The organism is Brevibacillus sp. SKDU10, assembly GCF_001645205.1.
Lineage (GTDB): Bacteria > Bacillota > Bacilli > Brevibacillales > Brevibacillaceae > Brevibacillus_B > Brevibacillus_B halotolerans.
Map to the genome: position 1 here is coordinate 15,812 of NZ_LSSO01000015.1, position 20,772 is coordinate 36,583.

At 42.5% G+C, this 20,772-nt stretch carries 17 protein-coding genes; 2 read left to right on the forward strand and 15 right to left on the reverse strand.

The window, feature by feature from the left end; translation table 11 throughout:
* Positions 1–426: 426 nt before the first annotated feature.
* The 7 genes from AYJ08_RS02515 to cymR all read right to left on the reverse strand — a co-directional run bounded on the left by AYJ08_RS02515 (position 427) and on the right by cymR (position 6,851).
* Positions 427–1,515 (reverse strand): AI-2E family transporter, encoded by a 1,089-nt coding sequence (locus AYJ08_RS02515; protein ID WP_064016462.1) that lies wholly within the window; start codon positions 1,513–1,515, stop codon positions 427–429.
* 200 nt (positions 1,516–1,715) lie between these two features.
* Positions 1,716–1,889: a hypothetical protein gene (locus AYJ08_RS23755; RefSeq protein ID WP_197490566.1), complete on the reverse strand. Its 174-nt coding sequence runs from the start codon at positions 1,887–1,889 to the stop codon at positions 1,716–1,718.
* Between the two features lie 42 nt (positions 1,890–1,931).
* Positions 1,932–2,129 (reverse strand): hypothetical protein, encoded by a 198-nt coding sequence (locus tag AYJ08_RS02520; RefSeq protein ID WP_003345362.1) that lies wholly within the window; start codon positions 2,127–2,129, stop codon positions 1,932–1,934.
* Positions 2,130–2,149: 20 nt separating this feature from the next.
* Complete coding sequence (locus AYJ08_RS02525) at positions 2,150–2,650, reverse strand: PRC-barrel domain-containing protein (protein WP_031413996.1); 501 nt, start codon at positions 2,648–2,650, stop codon at positions 2,150–2,152.
* An 85-nt stretch (positions 2,651–2,735) separates the two neighbouring features.
* Positions 2,736–5,000, reverse strand: coding sequence for an SF1B family DNA helicase RecD2 (recD2, locus tag AYJ08_RS02530; RefSeq protein WP_064016463.1), 2,265 nt, complete (start codon positions 4,998–5,000; stop codon positions 2,736–2,738).
* Positions 5,001–5,257: 257 nt separating this feature from the next.
* On the reverse strand, positions 5,258–6,400 hold the full coding sequence (locus tag AYJ08_RS02535; protein WP_064016464.1) for a cysteine desulfurase family protein: 1,143 nt from the start codon (positions 6,398–6,400) through the stop codon (positions 5,258–5,260).
* A gap of 31 nt (positions 6,401–6,431) precedes the next feature.
* Positions 6,432–6,851, reverse strand: a complete 420-nt coding sequence (cymR, locus tag AYJ08_RS02540) for a cysteine metabolism transcriptional regulator CymR (RefSeq protein WP_003338326.1) — start codon at positions 6,849–6,851, stop codon at positions 6,432–6,434.
* Positions 6,852–6,963: 112 nt separating this feature from the next.
* On the opposite strand from cymR, the gene AYJ08_RS23760 reads away from it, so the two are divergent.
* Positions 6,964–7,137, forward strand: coding sequence for a hypothetical protein (locus AYJ08_RS23760; RefSeq protein ID WP_197490567.1), 174 nt, complete (start codon positions 6,964–6,966; stop codon positions 7,135–7,137).
* A gap of 309 nt (positions 7,138–7,446) precedes the next feature.
* On the opposite strand, the gene AYJ08_RS02545 is transcribed toward AYJ08_RS23760, so the two are convergent.
* The 6 genes from AYJ08_RS02545 to AYJ08_RS23765 all read right to left on the reverse strand — a co-directional run bounded on the left by AYJ08_RS02545 (position 7,447) and on the right by AYJ08_RS23765 (position 15,672).
* Positions 7,447–8,763 (reverse strand): AAA family ATPase, encoded by a 1,317-nt coding sequence (locus AYJ08_RS02545; protein WP_064016465.1) that lies wholly within the window; start codon positions 8,761–8,763, stop codon positions 7,447–7,449.
* A 349-nt stretch (positions 8,764–9,112) separates the two neighbouring features.
* Positions 9,113–9,868, reverse strand: coding sequence for a tRNA threonylcarbamoyladenosine dehydratase (locus AYJ08_RS02550; RefSeq protein ID WP_031413992.1), 756 nt, complete (start codon positions 9,866–9,868; stop codon positions 9,113–9,115).
* A 319-nt stretch (positions 9,869–10,187) separates the two neighbouring features.
* The gene (gene aspS / locus AYJ08_RS02555) at positions 10,188–11,984 is read right to left on the reverse strand and encodes an aspartate--tRNA ligase (protein ID WP_064016466.1); all 1,797 of its coding nucleotides are present in this window, start codon (positions 11,982–11,984) and stop codon (positions 10,188–10,190) included.
* 47 nt (positions 11,985–12,031) lie between these two features.
* The gene (gene hisS / locus AYJ08_RS02560; RefSeq protein WP_064016467.1) at positions 12,032–13,297 is read right to left on the reverse strand and encodes a histidine--tRNA ligase; all 1,266 of its coding nucleotides are present in this window, start codon (positions 13,295–13,297) and stop codon (positions 12,032–12,034) included.
* 430 nt (positions 13,298–13,727) lie between these two features.
* Complete coding sequence (locus AYJ08_RS02565; protein ID WP_064016468.1) at positions 13,728–15,230, reverse strand: coproporphyrinogen III oxidase; 1,503 nt, start codon at positions 15,228–15,230, stop codon at positions 13,728–13,730.
* Positions 15,231–15,498: 268 nt separating this feature from the next.
* Positions 15,499–15,672, reverse strand: a complete 174-nt coding sequence (locus tag AYJ08_RS23765) for a hypothetical protein (protein ID WP_003338334.1) — start codon at positions 15,670–15,672, stop codon at positions 15,499–15,501.
* A 171-nt stretch (positions 15,673–15,843) separates the two neighbouring features.
* Between AYJ08_RS23765 and AYJ08_RS02570 the strand changes: the two genes are divergently transcribed.
* Positions 15,844–17,727 carry an N-acetylmuramoyl-L-alanine amidase family protein gene (locus AYJ08_RS02570; RefSeq protein ID WP_064016471.1) on the forward strand — a complete coding sequence of 628 codons (1,884 nt, stop codon included), beginning with the start codon at positions 15,844–15,846 and terminating at the stop codon, positions 17,725–17,727.
* Between the two features lie 98 nt (positions 17,728–17,825).
* On the opposite strand, the gene dtd is transcribed toward AYJ08_RS02570, so the two are convergent.
* Complete coding sequence (gene dtd, locus AYJ08_RS02575) at positions 17,826–18,263, reverse strand: D-aminoacyl-tRNA deacylase (protein WP_064016469.1); 438 nt, start codon at positions 18,261–18,263, stop codon at positions 17,826–17,828.
* A gap of 111 nt (positions 18,264–18,374) precedes the next feature.
* Entirely contained in the window at positions 18,375–20,558 is a 2,184-nt protein-coding gene (locus AYJ08_RS02580) for a RelA/SpoT family protein (RefSeq protein ID WP_064016470.1), read from the reverse strand.
* Between the last annotated feature and the right edge of the window lie 214 nt (positions 20,559–20,772).

Sequence of the window (20,772 nt, forward strand, 5' to 3'; positions counted from 1 at the left end):
TTTCCTCCTTTATTTTTCAACACGAGGGAATGACCAACTTCTTTTTCATTCGGTCCACCATCGTCTTTGTATACGTTTGCTTACCTTCAGAAGACAAATAAAAAAAGCCCTCATCCCCTCAGGGACGAGAGCTATTGTCTCGCGGTACCACCCTGCTTACAGAACTCTCATTCTCCAACACTGAAACAGTGCTTGTCTTATGAGAGAATCTGTCGCTTTCATGACCATAACGGGGTCCTGCCGCCGGTTTTTCCGGTCTTCGGAGTAGCCTTCGGTTGTCCTTCTTTTGGATGCTCTTTCAGCCAGGGAGCGTCCTCTCTTGGAAAAGGGTGCAACCTACTCGTTCCATCAACGATCTAGTCGCTATATAATTGATTTCAGTGAATAACGTTTCAACGTCATTATAGTGTTTTTTTCTAAGTCATGTCAACTTTGAGTTCGAATCAAAATAACGCGTTGAATGATCACTTTTAGTACAGCGAGTACGGGTACAGCCAAGATCATCCCGACCACTCCCGCTATCGCTTCTCCTGCAAGCAAAGCAAAAATAATCGTGAGCGGATGAAGATGAAGTGTTTTTCCCACAATATTGGGCGAAATGATATTCCCTTCAATGATTTGTATGACTACGTTTATCCCTATAACAAATAAGGCTTGTTTAGTAGAAATCGTAAGGGCAATCAACAACGCAGGCACAGCACCAATCAAGGGCCCAATAAAGGGAATAATGTTGGTTAAAGCCACAAAGCAAGCTAAGACAAAAGGATAGGGCATCTTAATTGCCCAGTATCCAATAAAAACCAGCACTCCTACCATGAGAGACACAACCATTTGTCCATGAATATATTTTCCCAGCGAATCGTTAATATCTCGCAAGGCTACTTGGGTTTGTCGACGGAACCTCCGAGGGACCCATAAGATCAGACTCCGATGAATTTCTTTCATATCTTTTAATAGATAAAATGCAATAAAGGGAACAACCGCATACCCCAGCACCTTTCCCAGCGTCCTTTTAGCGCCATCCACAAATGAAGAAATATCCCGCGACATTTTTTCCTGCGATTGAATAATAGCCCGATCGACACCATGCTGGACACTATCCGGCAAGAAATATTTATGTGCCTCCCACTCCTGCATCCATGTCTCATACCAGCTCGTTAAACGGGGCAGGTCGTCTGATAGTTCTATCATCTGTTTCGTAAAAACCGGAATAGCATTCATCAAAGTAATGACTACCAGTAGTACGAACCCCAAATAAATCAAAAGAAGAGCCGTTAAGCGCGGTACCTTCCTTTTTTCTAAACCCGCAACGACAGGATGCAGCAAATAAGCAATAATAAGCCCCGCAAAAAATGGAAGAGTTACCTCTTCAATCAAAAAATACAGAGGTTTCAATGCAGGGCGTAGCAACACAAACAGATTAGCTATCATTAGCAATAAGATAATTGACACAGTGATATGATAAAAACGATAGCGTTTTTGTTGCGGTGTTGGCTGTTTTGTCAGTTGTTCCATGGCATATCCCCCATATCCTTGCTAAAAACTCCTTTTGGTAGGATGTGCGAAACAGAGAGGAAAAATGCGGGAGTGCTGTTATTTGAATCCAAAACAAAGCAACCTGCTCCATCTAAGGAAACAGGTTGCTTTTCATTACTTTTTTCTATGGGTAAAAATCTACTGCCACACATTACATGCATTCCAGTTTGAATAAAGGATTAACGTGCAAACGAACGCTTTACAAAACGACCTAGTCTCTGAATATCTCGCTGGGAAAACTTCATTTTTCCCCAATCGCTAAAGAATTTTTGACTCCGCTTAGACCTCATCAAATATCCAATAGCAGCTACGATCCCACTCATGATCAAAGTTCGAAAAATTCCGCGTCTCATTTAGCAGCCTCCTTCAGATTCTCATGGGGTAAGATTGAGGTGTTACGCTTGTGCTCTTAGCTCTTGGTCATCTAAGAACAAGTCATTTAACGATTCTAATGAACCGTCTTCTTCTACCTGATAAATAGAAGAAATCTGGTCTCCAGACATGCTCATCTCAACATAACAATTCCAGCAGTAGTACTGATTCGTTCCAATTTTACCAATATCTTTTGATGAACAATTGGGGCACGTCATCATGCAAAATAACCTCCTAAACGCTAATGCGCCTTAAATCCGGTGTGCCTGGGGATAATAAGGTGTTCGTTTCCGATTGATACAGGCGATGTCGCATTAATTCGCTTGCGTCCTTCGGTAATATCGGCAATCCACCCGTCCGACAACTCATACCCTACCATCCTTTCCCAGTCAACAGAAAAATAAACATCTTCCACTTTTCCTAGCCAAGCACCGGTCTCTGTTACAGCTTGTTTTCCTTTTAGTGCATGCTCACCTGTAAATAGGCAGAACATTTGATTCGTATCTAGATGGCGCATTGAGGTCACAACGTGCTTGTCCTCTACAGTGATGAAATCGTCCCCGATTGTACCGATATGGTTGGAATGAATATAGCGTCCCTGCTGGAACCAGCCTGCTTCTTGCAAAACCAGACCAATGACTTGCAAGTGAAGATCACAGAGGATATCTCGGACAATCCCAATTTCTTCGCCGGTATTCATGGCCAAAACTGGCAAGCCTACTACGTCCAATGCTCTCTTCATGGGCATCTCCTCCCGTTATGTTAGTATTGCGGTTGGGATGCCCTTATATCCTGCCAAAACTGTTCCACCTAAACCAAACCTTCCTTTATCCGTACAAACGTAGCCGATCTTGCAAGTAGCTATAACGAATTCCTTCCTCATCATTTTGCACCGCAATGCGAAAAGCATCTGGATCGCCACACATTAGCAAAAATGACTTGCTACGTGTTACACCCGTGTAAATTAATTTTCTGCGTAACATACGATAATAGTTACGTACCAAAGGTAAAATAACAATTGGAAATTCACTGCCCTGTGATTTGTGCACCGAGCAACAGTAAGCCAAAGTAAGCTGGTGATATTGTGATCGGCGATATACAACTTCTCGTCCTTCAAAGGAAACCACTAGCTGCTCTTCATTTTCCTCATTTTCTGTAGGACGAAAAATAGCAACGACTTCACCCATGTCTCCGTTGAATACCTGCTCGTCCGCATTATTAACCAATTGAAGCACCTTGTCCTTTACCCGAAAAACCGTTTCACCAAAGGTTACCTCTCGCTTCTGTTCCGAAGGCGGGTTGAATAGAAGCTGCAGCTCTTCATTGATGTGATTCACACCAGCTACCCCTTTGTACACTGGGGCAAGAACCTGTATATCTTTTGCTGTATATCCTTTATTTACGGAACTGGAGCAGATTTGTTTCACAACTTCAACAACATTTTGTGGCGAAGTTGTGAAAAATCTCCGATCCTGGGTTGGAGCAAGTAAATCTTGTGGTACTTTTCCCGCCCGAATGTCATGAGCTAATCGAATAATGGAGGATTCTTCTGCCTGCCGATAAATGTCTGTCAGTTGGACAACCGGAATCACATTTGACTCCAGCATATCAAACAAAACATTTCCTGGACCTACAGAAGGCAATTGATCAGGGTCTCCTACCATCACAACATTTATATCCTTCGGGAGACAGCGGAATAACTGATTGGCTAGCCAAACGTCTACCATCGACATTTCATCAATAATAATCATTTTGCCGCGAACCGGGTTATCTTGATCGTGCTCAAAGCTCTCACCTTTCCAACCAAGAAGACGATGAATCGTCATCGCTGGCAATCCTGTTGTCTCAGACATACGCTTTGCTGCCCTACCAGTAGGAGCTACCAGTAAAATAGGAAACGGATTATCTTGTGTGTCATATTTCTTCATGTCCAAACTAATTCCCTGCAAATTTGCAAAAACATGGCAAATTCCCCTAATGACTGTTGTTTTACCCGTACCAGGTCCTCCAGTCAGTAGCATTAGTCCCGAATCCATTGCTTTTTCTACTGCTTCTCTCTGCTTAGATGCATAGCTAATCCCCAATTCTTCCTCTACTTTTCCAATCGCTTGGTAAAACTCAGAGGCCGGATAGCTATCAGGATTTTCTCTTGAGGCAAAATAATGAAGTCGTTTTGCCAGACCAATCTCTGCAAAAAACAAGGACGGAAGATAAACGCGCTCTTCCTCCCAGTGTACTTTGTTATCCATTACCAATTGTTCAATCGCGCTCTTTACATCCTCTGCCTCGAAAACGTGTCCGCCGCATTCCGTCAATAGCGAAATCGCCCGCGTGATTAATTCTTCATGGGGGAAATATACATGCCCCTCGCTATAACCGGCTTCTTGTAAACCATACAGGCATGCTGCCATCACTCGTTCCTGGGACGATGCCGCAATCCCTGTGGATAGGGCAATCTCGTCTGCACGTTTAAAACCGATGCCTTGCACATCCTCAATGAGTTTATATGGAGTTTCTGTCAATACAGTCATGGTATTATGCTTATAAGCTTGATAAATACGTAAAGCTAAATGAACACCAATTCCAAATTCGTATAAAAAAACCATGGTACGTTCTAAAGATTGATGCTCTAGGACTGATTCATAGATTTGCTTCGCTCGTTTAGGAGAGATACCTGGAATAGCGGCTAAATCGTCGGGATTTTCAGCAATGATGGTAAGTGCATCGACTCCTAAATGTTCCACGATCCGCTTTGCCAGCTTTTTGCCAATCCCACTAAAAAGTCCACTTGCTAAATACTTTTCAACACCCGACTTGGTTTTTGGTGTTTCACGCTCGTAGCGTTCAGTCACATACTGCTTTCCGTATTTAGGATGATCTTTCCACTCACCATAAAAGGTATACGTCTCATCCTCGTGAGGACGCGGAAAATGCCCTACAACAATGACTTCTTTATCTTTAATCGGTTCCGTTGTCTCTTCCACTTTAAAACGAATGATGGCATACCAGTTCTCTTCGTTATAAAAAATTTCGTGTTTTACTTGTCCTCGGATATAGGTCTCACGAAACAACGGGAGGGCCTGTTGCTGCACGGTAGTACGCCTCCTTTTTCTATAAAGCCTTGGCTTTGGAAGACTTCTGGAGCCCGGCAAAGCCTTGAGCTGAACTGCTTTATTAAGCTTTTTATAAGTAAAGATCCATCGTAAAAAAAATTCCACTATCCGATGTGATAGTGGATGTGCGCTACTTTATTGTACTTTGCTGAAAAGGGTTTTGACAACTTGATTCGAACAAGCGTTCCAAACCTTTCACAACTAATTAAGCTTATAACAAACTGTATATTTATTCTTTATTTTACTAAGCGATTTACGATCTGTACAATTTTTTGAGCTGCTGTTGTTACTTCTTCTTTTGTGTTGGTCATGCCAAAACTAAAGCGTATAGCTGTATGTGAGCGCTCCTCGGGCAAATTCATAGCTGTAAGCACATGAGATACCTCCAACGAGCCTGATGTACATGCAGAACCACTTGCTGCTGCAATACCAACCAAATCCAGATTAAACAGCATTGTCTCCGTATTTACCCCTAAAAAGCTAACATTTAAAATGTGGGGCAAAAATTGTTCCTGATGACCATTTACCTCAAAAGCAATACCTGCTTCCCTAAAAACCTGCAGCATAGCTTCACGCATATCTAAATATTTTTGTCGACGCTCCTCCCGGTCGGAGCGTATTAGCTCGATTGCTTGAGCAAACCCTACAATACCAGCGAGATTTTCAGTCCCCGCCCGTCGCTTACGTTCCTGTGCTCCCCCGTGTAAATACGGAGTAATTGTCGTTTTACGTCCCATGCACAACGCGCCGACACCTTTTGGTCCATTGATTTTATGGGCAGATAAAGAAATTAAATCGACAGGTAGCTCATTTGCCTTCATGCGCAATAAACCAAAAGCTTGTACACAATCTGAATGAAATAGAATTCCTTGCTCCTGTAAAAAGCTCCCTATTTCTTGAATGGGTTGAATTGTCCCAACCTCATTGTTTCCATACATAATAGAAACCAAAATGGTATCGGGACGAATCGCTTTTTTAACATCGTCCAGGCTAACCATTCCCGTTTTATCCACTGGTAAATACATTACTTCAAATCCCATCCGCTCTAAATGCTCACAAGCATGCAATACCGCATGATGCTCGATCTGAGTTGTAATAATATGTTTACCTTTTTGTTCATTAGCAAGCGCTCCACCGATCAATGCCATATTATCAGCTTCTGTTCCGCCACTAGTAAAAATGATTTGACTGGGATCAGCCCCGAGAAAGTCCGCGATTGTTTCCCGTGCTTTTTCCAATGCTTTACGTGCTTCACGGCCAAATCCATGAATACTGGATGGATTTCCATATACCTCAGAGAAATATGGTTGCATGGCCGTTATCACTTGCGGATGAACAGGAGTCGTTGCTGCATTATCTAAATATACGTGTGAGTTCATGTTCTAATCCCCTACTTTGTAATCTAACAACCTAAATGTAGAACATATAATTATCAGTGCGTCCATCATCTTGATAATTGATGAGATCCCGCAATGTAGTGGAGTCAATTACAGACGTTATACTATCTCGAATGCGCAACCATAGATAACGCTTTGCCGGGTCCTCTTCCTCTGCAAACTCCACAGGACTAATTGGACCTTCTAACACTCGTAAAATATCTCCCGATGTAATATCATCAGGTGATTTGGAGAGCACGTATCCACCATAGGCCCCTCGGATGCTTTTCACTAACCCTGCATTTCGCAGGGGAGCGATTAATTGCTCTAAATAATGCTCAGACAATTCATGCCTCTGAGCAATGCTTTTCAATGAAATAGGGCCGTCCCCATGACGGGTGGCTAGCTCCATCATAATCGTTAAGCCGTAGCGTCCCTTAGTCGAAATTTTCAACGTTAACAACTCTCCTCTATGTTTCACTGTACGTCTCTGACAAACTTCCCTGAATTTGTAGCACATGAGTTGCTTGCTTTCGGTCAAAATATGGTCAGGGAGGTGAGCTTATATGGCAACCAATAAGCGTTCCGAACGTGGACGAAACCATCCATCTGACGTTCTTTATGAAGTACCAGCCGGAACCATTGCTCACAAAGCAAGATTTGGTGCAAGCAAAAACAGCAAGCAACCAAATGAGAACGGAGATTTACCGAATAAACCGGGCGGAAATGTACGGACGTAAAAACAATAAGAATGAATTGGCCTTCTTTTGCCTTACTAAAGCTTTGTACTTTCCCGACAGATTCCTTTATCATTATTTTTTTGGAAAAATATTCGTTCCTACATGTACTGTAGTATTTTAACGCCCATAGTCATGTGTACTATGTAAGAAACCCTTCTCGCATGCTATTACTTCGATCTCTCTTGCTCAGAGGGTCGAAGTTCTTCTTTTTATTCAAACCAAAGAATGATCAGTACGCTCTAGTTGTTTTTTATTACGATAAATATAAACTTTTCCCAAAAGAATGTAAAGGCATCGGAATAATAGGGGTTAGTTCCGGGATGCTTGATGCTTTTGAATTTCTGCCTCATATCCTATCTGCTTAGGCTCATAAAATTTCTCTTCTACACCCTCAGGCAAATAGCGCTGTTTCACATAGCCTTCGGGATAATTATGCGGATATAGGTACCCTTCCCCGTGACCTAACCTAGCAGCCCCTTTATAATGGCGATCCCGTAAGTGAACAGGTACAGGCTTATGCCCCTCTTTTTGGACATACATAAGTGCTTGATTAATGCCCATGTAAGCTGCATTACTTTTCGGAGCAGTTGCAAGATAGGTAGTGGCTTGTCCTAAGGCAATGCGTCCCTCTGGCATACCAATTAATTCAAGAGCCTGAAAGCAAGATACGGCAACGGATAAGGCTTGAGGATCAGCATTACCAATATCCTCTGATGCAGAGATGATTAAGCGACGCGCTATAAAACGCGGATCTTCCCCTGCATCAATCATCCTTGCTAACCAGTACAATGCGCCATCTGGATCGGACCCTCTAATAGACTTAATGAAGGCAGAAACGGTATCGTAATGATTATCTCCGCTTTTATCGTAGCGGACAGCTCTACGCTGGATTGATTCTACGGCCACATCCAACGTAATGACAATCTCTCCTGCTTCATTTAATGGTGTAGTCGTTGCTGCTAATTCCAATGCATTTAATAAGCGACGAGCGTCCCCTTCTGCATAGTGAATAAGATGTTCCTTGGCTTCTGGTGTCATTTTAACCCGTAATTCTCCAAGCCCTTCACGCTCATCCGTTAATGCTCTATCAATAACTTGCCCCAAATCCTCATCTGTTAGGGATTGCAAGGAAAAAATTTGCGAACGAGAGAGCAACGCTGCATTGACTTCGAAAAAAGGATTTTCTGTTGTTGCTCCAATCAAAATGACTGTTCCCTCCTCTACATAGGGCAACAGCGCATCCTGTTGAGATTTATTAAAACGGTGGATCTCATCAATAAATAACGTAGTACGTTGGTTGTTCATTACTAAGCGATCCTTCGCTTCCTCTACGATACGGCGAATGTCTGCTACTCCTGCAGTAACCGCATTTAATTCACTGAAGTGCGATTTAGTTGTACGCGCTATGACTTTTGCTAAAGTTGTTTTTCCTGTGCCCGGGGGGCCGTAGAAAATTAAAGAAGAGATTTGATCCGCTTCAATAGCTCTTCGAAGCAGTGATCCTTTAGCTAATATATGTTGTTGACCGACTACTTCATCTAGGTTTTTTGGTCTCATTCGTGCCGCAAGCGGCTTGGTGCGCCCTTTGGAATCTTCCTGCTCATGGGCGAAAGAAAATAAATCCATCCTTCTCAACCCCAATCTGGTTTCTTCAAACGATTTGCAACTATAATCTGTCTTTTGTTACCATAACCTTAAACTATCATCCTGTTCATTTTACTTAGAAAACCAAGCTACGCCAAGTTTCGAAAGGTAAGTAACTAGGCAAGCTGATTGCTTACTACCATCAATCAAATCATTATCTTACCCTTTAAATAGCATGTATAGATCACAATTGCTTCAAGACATAAAAGAGAGCTTTCCTTCGGGTAAAGAAAGTAGCGCAGAAAAGCCCGAAGGCCTCTGCGCTATCCATTTCAACATTGTTAATCACTTATTTGTAAAAGGCGTACTACGATCTTGTCACTCTTTTTTGCTACCCTTTTTTCGGTACCCAACCAATTATATCTTGAACAACCACACTAGCTAAAATCAAGCCTGCCACAGATGGCACAAATGCATTACTTGCCGGCGGTTGTTTTACTTTACGAATAGGGGAATCTGGATTTTGAACAATTTGTTCCCGTACATCTGTACGAATTGTTACAGGGATTTCCTTAGAATATACGACTTTAACACCCTTATAGATGCGTGCCTTTTTAAGCTCACGACGAATTACCTTGGCAATGGGGTCATAGCTGGTTTTAGAGATGTCCTCCACTTCAAAACGCGTTGGGTCCATCTTATTAGCTGCCCCCATACTAGAGATGATTGGGATATTACGTTTTTTTGCTTCCAGGATAACATGAATTTTTGCAGATACGGTATCCATCGCATCAACAATATAATCTAGCTTATGCTCGAATAGACGAGGAGCTGTTTCATCGTCATAGAACATCTGAAGCGTGACTACCTCGCACTCTGGATTAATGGAGTGGATACGCTCTTTCATTAGCTCTGTTTTTTGTTGGCCAATCGTGTGTAAAGTAGCATGAATTTGTCTATTAATGTTTGTGATGTCAACGTCATCTTTATCAATTAGGATCAGTTTTCCTACGCCAGTACGTGCTAAAGCTTCTACTGTGAAGGACCCTACTCCACCGACACCAAGCACAGCAACAGTACTGTTTCTCATTTTCTCCAAGCCCTCTGGACCAAATGCCAGTTCACAACGCGAGAATTGATGTAACATGTTCACTAACAACCTTTCCTACATTCATCTATTTTGTAAGTAGCATTCCATCTATAATTACAATTTCATGTCATCCATATATGACCTAGTAATCTTCTCAGATTTATACTTTTTATACAATCATAAAAATAGTGACATTCCGATTATACCTATCAATAGGCTGATATTCAATTCCTATTATTCCACTAGGACTCTAAGCAGTTTACGAATCAGACATATGCTAGCACATTGAATTCTACAAAGCAAACAAAAAACAGGTCCAACCAAAACACTCCTTGCCTTGGTTGGACCCATTTGCCCAAGTAAATTTACTTGTTTGTTATTTGTTTGTTACTTCTTCTTTTTTCTCTTCTTCAATAGTCGCAATAAACAACTGTTTCAATTGACTTTCGTCTACTTCACTTGGAGCGTTAACCATTAGGTCACTAGCGCTTGCTGTTTTCGGGAAAGCAATTACTTCGCGTAAATTCGTACGTCCAGCAAGCAACATTACCAAGCGGTCTAAACCTAGTGCGATACCACCATGTGGAGGTGTACCATATTCAAACGCATCCATTAAGAAGCCAAATTGCTCTCTTGCTTCTTCTGGACTAAATCCAAGAGCAGTAAACATTTTCTCTTGTACGTCACGCTTGTAGATACGCATGGAGCCGCCGCCCAATTCATAACCATTTAGAACTAAGTCGTAGGCTTGTGCGCGAATCGCACCTGGATCTGTTTCAAACAGATGTAAATCTTCGTCTTTTGGACGAGTGAATGGATGGTGCAGAGCTACATAACGTTTAGCCTCCTCATCCCACTCTACCAATGGGAAATCTACTACCCATAGGAAAGCAAACTTACTGTGGTCAATTAAGCCTAATTCAGCACCTAGCTTGCTGCGCAGAGCACCTAGAGAATCTGCTACTACTTTCGGTTTATCAGCTACGAACAACAATAGATCGCCTTCTTCTACTAGCAAGCGCTCTTTAATTGCTGTAACTTCTTCTTCAGAGAAGAATTTAGCGATTGGCCCTTTTACTTCGCCATCTTTAAATGCAATCCATGCTAGACCTTTTGCTCCATAACGTGAAGCGAATTTGCCTAGATCATCAACATCTTTACGTGAATAATGCCCGCAACCTTTTGCATTAATCGCTTTTACTTGTCCACCGGCCTCTACTGTGCTTGCAAATACTTTAAAGCCGCTATCCTTTACAAGATCGGATACGTTGGTCAACTCCATGCCAAAACGAATATCTGGCTTGTCAGAGCCAAAGCGATCCATCGCTTCTGCATACGTTAAGCGAGGGAATGATGTCCCTACATCTGTACCAACTGTTTCTTTAAATACATGTTGAACCATTTCCTCCATCATTGGCAATAGCTGTTCCATTGGCAAGAAGGATGTTTCAATGTCGATTTGAGTGAATTCTGGCTGACGGTCAGCGCGCAAGTCCTCGTCACGGAAACAACGTACGATTTGATAGTAGCGCTCGAATCCGGAAACCATCAATAATTGTTTAAAAATCTGAGGAGACTGCGGCAATGCATAGAATTCACCTGGGTGTACACGAGATGGAACTAGGTAATCACGAGCTCCCTCTGGAGTGCTCTTCGTAAGCATTGGCGTTTCAATATCTAGGAAGCCCTTTTGATCCAAGAAATCACGGAACGCTTTTGTAGCTTTTGAACGTAAGTAGAATGCTTTTTGCATTTCAGGACGACGAAGGTCCAAATAGCGATATTTTAGGCGAACCTGCTCATCTACATCAATCTCATCTTCAATTAAGAACGGAGGGGTCTTCGCATCGTTTAAAATGGTAATCTCCGTTGCTAGCAATTCGAATTCGCCAGTTTTAATTTTCGGGTTCACTGCTTCCGGTTCACGATTGATCAGCTTACCTTTTACAGATAAGACATACTCGCTACGCACACGATCTGCTTTTTCCCATGCTTCTTTATTTACTTCTGGGTTAAACACCACTTGGCAAATTCCTGAGCGATCACGCAGATCAATAAAGATAACACCACCAAGGTCACGGCGCTTTTGAACCCAACCATTTAAAATTATCTCTTGTTCTACATGTTCTTTGGTTACTTCGCCACAATAGATAGTGCGCACATCAAATTTCATCGTTGGTCCCTCCAATAGGTCAATATTTCGTTCTCTTTTCTATATCCTTAACGTTTAGCCAATAGCCAATCGCTTACTTCTGCAAAATTTACTTCCTGCTGTTCGCCGGTCGCTAGTTCTTTTAGCATGACTACGCCTTTTTCCAGTTCTGATTCGCCAATGATAGCAGCATACTTCGCTTCTACACGATCTGCTGCTTTTAACTGTGCCTTCATTTTACGGCCTAAATAGTCCATCTCTGCCTTAACACCCTCAGCACGCAGAGAATCTAACAACTGGAATGCCTTCGTTTTTGCTATTTCAGATTGTAAAACGATGTAAGCATCTAGCCCCGTTTCAATTGGCAATTGAATATTTTGCGATTCTAAAGCCATTAACAAGCGTTCAATACTCATCGCAAAACCAATACCCGGCATATCTTCGCCGCCAATTTGTTCAACCAACCCATTATAACGACCGCCACCGCATAACGTTTCAACTGCACCGATCTCTGCCATTTTTATTTCAAAAGCAGTCAGCGTGTAGTAATCAAGACCACGCACCAAACGCGGGTTAATGTGGAACGGAATGTTAATTGCAGTAAGATATGCCTGCACCTCTTCAAAATGCTTTTTAGATTCATCACTTAGATAATCTAAAATAGAAGGTGCATCTTTTGTAAGGGTCTGACATTTTTTATTTTTGCAATCCAAAACTCGCAAAGGATTCCGATCAATTCGTGATTGGCAATCTTCACAAAGCTCGTCTCGTACACTATTTAATACTTCAAGCAATGCTCCACGGTGACGGGCGCGATCTTCCAGAGTTCCTACACTGTTTAACTCTACGGACAAGCCTGTAAGCCCTAATTCTTGATAGATTCGCATTGCCACAGCAATTACTTCGGCATCAATTGCAGGATCAGCCGAACCGATTGCTTCCACTCCAAATTGAACGAATTGGCGGAATCGACCTGCCTGCGGACGTTCATGTCGGAACATTGGCCCTAAGTAATACAGTTTCGTAGGTTGATTGGGAACACCATACAATTTTTTCTCCACATAAGAGCGCACAACCCCTGCTGTGCCTTCAGGCCGTAAGGTGAAATCCCCTTCTCCACGGGATTCGACGCTGTACATCTCTTTTTCCACCACATCCGTAGTCTCACCTACGCCTCGTCTAAACAGTTCTGTCTGCTCAAAAATTGGCGTCCGGATCTCTTGGTAATTGTAGCGTGTGCAAAGATCTCGCATCTTTCCTTCGATGTGCTGCCAAAGCTCCACTGTGCCAGGCATAATGTCTTGTGTACCACGTGGAATTTGGATTTTCGCCATGTGAGTCTCTCCTTTTTTGTTTTTTACGTGCTATATAAAAAGAATCCGTACAGGGCAAGTCAGGAAAAATAATTGTTAGAAAACACAAAAAATCTCCCGTCCTTGACATGCCCAACTTACGTACATGTCAGGGACGAGAGATTGTATTCTTCTCCCGTGGTGCCACCCTGCTTGGATATATATGTAATCATATCCCACTTCATTTTCATCGTAACGCCGATGCCGCGCCTTACAGTTACTCGTAGCAATGCTATCTTTCACTGGGGTCTTCAGGGAGGTCATTCGCCTAACCGTAATAGAGAAGCACTTTCAGCCACGATGCTTCCTCTCTAGCTATCCGTCTAAAGGTTACTTGGTCCCGTCATCAGATCAAAATATATTACAGATCATAGCAAAATCGAGAGTAAGCGTCAACTATACAATCACCCGATTATTTATCAGAGTAAAGCGCATCTAAATCCTGCAACTTTTTCTCGATTAACTGCTTATACGTATCATTATAGGTTTTAGGATCTTTCGGATTTGGCCAACGTGATAATACACCGCTACCAGGCCGCATCAATTTGGAGACAGCCCCACAGCCTAAGCCAAGAACCGTTTGCACTTCCTCCATCATAACGATGTTATAGATAGAATCTTGATCTTGTAGCGCATAGCCAACATTTTCAAGATTGCCCAAAATGTTTTTTTGTCGATACAGATAGTATGGGACATATCCTTGTTTCTTGGCCCACTCTTCAGTCTCTTCCATCATGCTTAGTATCTCTTCACGGCTAGCTACCTGATATCTCTCTTTATTTTGGGTCATTTCCGAAGCACGTTTAAATGAAAGTGTATGGACTGTTAGAGAAGTAGGCATCAGCTTTTCAACCTCCTGAAGTGAATGCTTCATTTCCTGCATCCCCTCATTTGGCAGCCCTATGATCAAATCCATATTAATGTTCGTTATACCCATCTCCATGGCCAATTTATATTTATCCACGGTTTCTTCAACTGTATGGTGTCGACCGATCGCTTGAAGGGTTTCTTGTGTAAACGACTGCGGATTGATGCTGATACGGTCAACCTTCCATTTTTTCATGATTTCAATTTTATCAGGAGTGATGGTATCAGGCCTTCCAGCTTCCACTGTTAGTTCACGCACTTTATCCATATGAGGAAAATGCTTATAAAGTGTAACAAAAAGCTCGTCTAACTCGTCAGCAGTAATACTGGTAGGTGTACCTCCGCCAAAGTAAATGGAGGTGATTACCAAGTCTTGGCGAGTCAACCAATCACCTATTGAGCGAATCTCTTCATGTAAACCTGCCAAAAATGGATTTACATTCTGGCGATGCACACCAATCGCATAAGCTGGAAACGTACAATACGCACATTTTGTTGGGCAGAATGGGATTCCAATGTAGACAGAGATTTCCCGATCTATTTGATATAAATCAGGAACAACATGTAGCTGACGATCCACTATCTCTTGTAAGAGCTGTAGTTTGTGGGGGCGAACCATATAGTCTTCGCGTAATTGGCGATGAGCCTCCTCGCGACTCAAACCAGATTGTAGCATCTTGTGAAGCAATTTAGTCGGTCGAATACCGGTCAAAATGCCCCATCCCTGCTCCATTCCAGTATGACGCTCCAGCAATGTTAATAGCGTATAGCTAATGGCTTGCTTAGCTGTTTTGCGCATACCTTTTTCGGAAAGCTCCTTATAGGGACGATCATACTCAAACGAATGCTTTTGATCGGCAAACAATAGCTGTCCAGTAGCATGGACGCCATCGGCTTGTGACTCACAGCAAAGCTCTATCTTAATATCTTGATGGGAGCAATTCTCCCAATCTTGTACATAATGAATCGCGGGATCTTCGTAGAACAGTGCGGCAATAAAGCCGATTTCACGTTCGAACTGATGACCCACGCATTTTATTTGCAACATGTCCTTCACCTGCTTCTTTCGCAATCCTTCTCATCTTACCTTACCAGCATAAGGTGGTCAATTTCAGAGAAGACACCAACTGTTCACTTCAAAAATGAACGGATTTAGAAAGCCGTTCGTTTCATCAGAACGATTTGGCACAATCATTGCGAAAAAGGGGTACATGAGATTCCCTATTGGATCATTAGTTTTCGCTACATGAAGCTACGACCCTATCAAACGTAACTAGCTTGATTCCTGCACACTTTAACAGCTTTTCGCTACTTTGCTATTGTTTAGCACGCCGACGCAGTTCTTGTACCTCGCGGATGCTGATATGAAACTCCTGAGACATTTCTACATCGTTTAAAATGGCTTCTTTTTGCAAGAAATCATGAAAATCGACAGAAAAAATGCGACGGTTTAATTCTTGAGCGAAACGTTCTTTATTGGATTGGCGCATGCTTAATCCCTCCTTGCCCTATTGTTTCCGCATGGGAAGATTTGCATGCATCTCGAAAAAATTGTCGAAAATTGCAGGAAAGTCCAAGGTCTATGAAGAAGATTATTGTTTTGTGGAAAATTTGATATTCCGCTCGTAGAAATGATTACAAACAGAAAGGATGGGACAAACGTGTTTTCTCGCAAGAAGATGATTATCGGACTTGCAACGTGTCTCACTAGCTTGGTCGCCCCCTTCCAAATGGTCTGGGCAGCCAGCCAGGTGCAGGTAACTGCCGATAATTTAAACATTCGCTCTGGTCCAGGAACCAACTATCAACTCGTAAGTTCCGTGCCTAAGTCGACAAAACTAACCGTTATATCAAAAAAAGATAAATGGATACAGGTAAAATTACCGAATGGCAAACAAGGCTGGGGATTGAATACATACCTTCAGGAGATTAAAGCAGCTCCTCAACCACCAAAGGTGATTTATTTACAAAGCACGGTTGATATGTTAAACATTCGGACTGCACCAAAGACTGATGCTCAAATCATTCAGGTAATGGATAAGACAAAAAGCTATAAAATGATTAAAAAGGAAGGCGTCTGGGCACAAATTCAGGTGTCTGACAAGGTAACAGGCTGGATTAATGCTAAATTTGTAAAACATGCTACTCCGCCTGCTACATCAGTGCCCCTACCAGGAACAACATCACCGGGTCAGAATAACCAACCTGCTAATGTATTGCCACCTGTAGAACCTACTGTACAGCCACCATCTACCAGTAGTATTAAAATCTCTGCAGTAACCAACGTGTACGCAGAGCCTAATGTCTCAGCCATGATTATCGGGCAGTTAAGCGCAGGGGATCAGGTAAGTAAATATTCGGAGTCAAATGGATGGGATCAAATCCTGTACAATGGAACAACAGCTTGGATTGCTAATCCAGCAGCTCCTAAAACCGGACAAGCAACACCTCCTCCGACACAGCAAAATCCTGCTGCATCAGGCTCTACGGTGAAGGTAACCGCAAATAATGTAAACATTCGAAGTCAAGCTAATACAACAAGCCAGGTCCTCACCCAAGTAAATAACGGAGTGGTTCTACCGGTATTGTCTCAAAGCAACAATTGGTTTCAGGTAAAAACTCCGGATGGGAAAACAGGTTGGATTGCCAGTTGGTTAGTAACTAAATCAACAGAAGCTCCTCCTACACTCGGAGTAGTTGATCCAAATGAACATAAGAACCAAAACTCTCTTCAGCCCTCGGTGCCAAGCAATAATCAATCAGAAATGAAAATCAAGGTGATAAATGAAGGCACAAATATTCGTTCTGGCCCTGGCACCCAATATGAACCGGTGGGTACTGTACAAGCAGGAGAAAGCTATTCGGTAATCAAAACAGAGGGCGATTGGTATCAAATTCGCCTAAAAGATAACTCAACAGCCTACATCGCGAGCTGGGTCGTTCAAAATGAATCAACAGATATAGCAAATCTGCCTCCTTTAACCGGTAATGAAGCGAGAGGCAAATTGATTGTAATTGATCCTGGACACGGTGGAACAGATAGTGGGGCTGTAGGGACGACGTACAAGACGTTTGAAAAAGAAGTTAACTTACAGGTTGCTCTGAAGCTAAAACAACGCTTAGAGGCTTCTGGAGCACGTGTGATTATGACTCGTTCCGATGATACGACTCTTACGTTGAATCAACGTGTTCAGGTTGCTGTACAAAACAATGCGGATATGTTTGTAAGTGTCCATCACAATACACATCCTAATGCAGCTACCAATGGTACCATCATTTTTTACTATCACAAAGGAAAATCGATGGACTTAGCCCAAATGACTCAAAAAGAGATCGTTTCGACAACTCACTATAAGGATTTAACATCCAGATTTGGTGATTTTCATGTCATTCGCGAAAATCCAAAACCAGCTATTCTTGCTGAAATCGGCTTTATAACCAATCCACAGGAAGAAGCTAACGTACGTGACGATCAGCATCAGCAAAATGCGGCGGAAGGGTTGTTCCGAGGCATACTTCGTTACTTCCAGGTTTATCCAAACTAGTTTTTTACACAAAAAGCAGCTAGTCAAAAAATAGACTAGCTGCTTTCTTTCTAGGTGTCGAGCCACGCAAATTAACTAGCCCTTTGTTTCACCTGTCATTAACTTTCAACAATTAATGTCACCGGTCCATGATTATGTATCTGCACATCCATCATTGCACCAAACCGCCCCGTCTCTACATGAAGCCCTTTACTCCGTAGCACCTCATTAAACTGCTCATATAATGGTTCAGCAACTTCTGGGCGAGCGGCTGCCATGAAATTAGGGCGACGACCTTTTCGACAATCTCCATATAGCGTAAATTGGGAAATAGATAAGATTTGCCCCTTTGTGTCTTGAACAGAGTAATTCATCTTTCCCTCCTCGTCTTCAAAAATCCGCAAATTAGCTACCTTATCTGCTACAAACTCTACATCTTTTAACGTATCCTCATGGGTAATACCGACTAATAAAACCAACCCTTGCTCAATTTTGCCGACTACCTCACCATTTACGGATACACTGGATGCTTTTGCTTTTTGGACAACGACTCGCACTACTTATCACTCCGGTTCTGTTGTTTTGAATTTATGCCAGCATTTATGGTTATGAAAGAAAAGACAGTGTCTCCAAGGAACCACTGTCTGTCACATAATAATAAAGATATGCTAGGTATTTAGAATTCGACGAACGGAATAAATATCTTTGATACGCTTGATCCGCTCTACCACGCGATGCAAATGATCTATGTTGTTAATACAGATTGTCATGTTGATCGTAGCTACCCGATTGCGGTCCGCTTTTCCACTCACAGCCGCTATATTGGTTTTCGTTTCCCCAACTACATGTAGCACATCGTTTAATAAGCCTGTGCGATCATGGCCAGTGATTTCTATATCTACATTGTAGTTTTGTTTCTGGTCACCTTCCCATTGTACAGGTATGAGTCGATCACTCTCTTCCACCGTCACATTCGGGCAATCCTTGCGATGAATGGAGACCCCTCGTCCTCTTGTGATAAAACCAATAATGTCATCACCTGGGACCGGCGAACAACATCGAGAAATACGAGTCAACAAATTGTCTACGCCTTCTACGCGGATACCCGTGTCGCTTCGCGTCTGCTTCTGGGTAGGTGCATGAGATTTAAATTCCTGAATGGCTTGCTGCTGTTGCTGTTGCTGCTCTTCTCGATCCCTACGTATTTTTTCCGTCAATCGATTGGCTACTTGTGCCGAAGTAAGACCGCCATATCCGACAGCAGAAAACATATCTTCGTCAGATTGGAAATTAAACTTAGCTGCTGCTTCTTTTAAATTCTCGGCAGTCATGGTCTCTTTTAAATCAAAGCCACGCGCTTTTACCTCAGCTTCAATCATGGATAGCCCTTTAGCAACATTTTCTTCACGCTTTTCTTTCTTAAACCATTGCTTGATCTTATTGCGGGCATGGGCAGACTTTGCTATTTTGAGCCAATCTTGACTTGGACCATATGAATGTTTGGAAGTCAAGATTTCCATAATGTCACCCGTACGCAACGCAAAATCAAGCGGAACGATCTTGCCGTTCACTTTAGCACCAATGGTTCGATTGCCGACAGCCGAATGTATGCGATATGCAAAGTCCAAAGGAACCGAGCCTTTTGGAAGCTCCACCACATCGCCTTTTGGCGTAAAGACAAATACCGTATCAGAAAATAAATCCTGCTTGAGGGATTCCATGAATTCCTGAGCATTTGGAGTCTCTTCTTGTCCACCTTGAATAATCTCACGGAGATTACCAATCTTCTCTTCAAAGGAGCCCTGCACTGCTCCTTTCCCCTCTTTATAGGCCCAGTGAGCAGCGATACCAATCTCTGCTGTTCGATGCATATCCCATGTGCGAATTTGTACTTCTAATGGTTCACCCTTTGGCCCGATTACAGTGGTATGCAGGGATTGATACATGTTGGCCTTTGGCATAGCAATATAATCTTTAAATCGCCCTGGCATAGGCTTCCATAACGTATGCACAATTCCAAGGACAGCATAGCAATCACGAATATCATTCACAATGATACGTAAAGCCAGCAGGTCGTAGATTTCATTAAACTGCTTATTTTGTGACACCATCTTTTTATAGATGCTGTAGATATGCTTAGGTCTGCCAGCAATCTCCGCTTCAATATGCAACTCATGTAATTTATCAGTAATCATTGCTTTTGCTTCTGAAATGTACTCCTCGCGCTCCGTCCGTTTCTTCTGCATAAGGTTTACAATCCGATAATATTGCTGCGGATTCAAATAGCGCAGAGCTGTATCCTCTAGCTCCCACTTTACAAACGCAATCCCCAAACGATGAGCCAGTGGCGCAAAGATTTCTAGCGTTTCATCCGATATTTCACGTTGTTTTTCCTCGGACATATGGCGTAACGTACGCATGTTATGCAATCGGTCCGCCAATTTAATTAAAATGACCCGAATATCTTGTGCCATGGCTACAAGCATTTTACGATGATTTTCCGCTAACTGCTCTTCTTTGGATTTGTATTTAATTTTTTCTAGCTTTGTGACCCCGTCTACCAGATGTGCTACCTCTGATCCGAATTCCTTACGTAAATCATCCAGCGTAATATCGGTATCTTCCACAACATCATGGAGAAAACCGGCAGCAACAGTTACTGCATCCATGTGCATATCCGTCAAAATGCCTGCAACCGCAATCGGATGCATAATGTAAGGCACCCCAGATTTACGCACTTGGCCCTCGTGAGCTTTGCGTGCTAAATCATAGGCACGCTCCAGCATAGTAACGTCCTCGCTTGACATATAGCTATTCGCTTTGCTTAAAATTTCCTCGATGCCCGTAGTCATATTTCCCTTCCTTAATCTTCACTCTGAAGATGAAAACCGTCTATCTTTCCCTTAAACGTATTACCTTTTATTATCTGGTATGAAGGGGAGAATGTAAAGGTAATAATCTTCCATTCTCTACTTAAAACACACAAAATAGACACTTTCTTCTTGAGTTTCTCAGGTAAATCCACAAAAAAACCTCCGCAAGCGAAGTGAAGTGCACCCCTTAAAG

Bases quoted from the DNA above. Each gene is read 5' to 3' on its own strand.
- AYJ08_RS02535 (WP_064016464.1), bottom strand. From the start codon at position 6,400: ATGAACTCACACGTATATTTAGATAATGCAGCAACGACTCCTGTTCAT.
- AYJ08_RS02545 (WP_064016465.1), bottom strand. From the start codon at position 8,763: ATGGATTTATTTTCTTTCGCCCATGAGCAGGAAGATTCCAAAGGGCGC.
- AYJ08_RS02520 (WP_003345362.1), bottom strand. From the start codon at position 2,129: ATGATGACGTGCCCCAATTGTTCATCAAAAGATATTGGTAAAATTGGA.
- AYJ08_RS02525 (WP_031413996.1), bottom strand. From the start codon at position 2,650: ATGAAGAGAGCATTGGACGTAGTAGGCTTGCCAGTTTTGGCCATGAAT.
- aspS (WP_064016466.1), bottom strand. From the start codon at position 11,984: ATGAAATTTGATGTGCGCACTATCTATTGTGGCGAAGTAACCAAAGAA.
- AYJ08_RS02580 (WP_064016470.1), bottom strand. From the start codon at position 20,558: ATGACTACGGGCATCGAGGAAATTTTAAGCAAAGCGAATAGCTATATG.
- AYJ08_RS23765 (WP_003338334.1), bottom strand. From the start codon at position 15,672: ATGCGCCAATCCAATAAAGAACGTTTCGCTCAAGAATTAAACCGTCGC.
- AYJ08_RS02550 (WP_031413992.1), bottom strand. From the start codon at position 9,868: ATGTTACATCAATTCTCGCGTTGTGAACTGGCATTTGGTCCAGAGGGC.
- AYJ08_RS02565 (WP_064016468.1), bottom strand. From the start codon at position 15,230: ATGTTGCAAATAAAATGCGTGGGTCATCAGTTCGAACGTGAAATCGGC.
- AYJ08_RS23755 (WP_197490566.1), bottom strand. From the start codon at position 1,889: ATGAGACGCGGAATTTTTCGAACTTTGATCATGAGTGGGATCGTAGCT.
- AYJ08_RS23760 (WP_197490567.1), top strand. From the start codon at position 6,964: ATGGCAACCAATAAGCGTTCCGAACGTGGACGAAACCATCCATCTGAC.
- hisS (WP_064016467.1), bottom strand. From the start codon at position 13,297: ATGGCGAAAATCCAAATTCCACGTGGTACACAAGACATTATGCCTGGC.
- AYJ08_RS02515 (WP_064016462.1), bottom strand. From the start codon at position 1,515: ATGGAACAACTGACAAAACAGCCAACACCGCAACAAAAACGCTATCGT.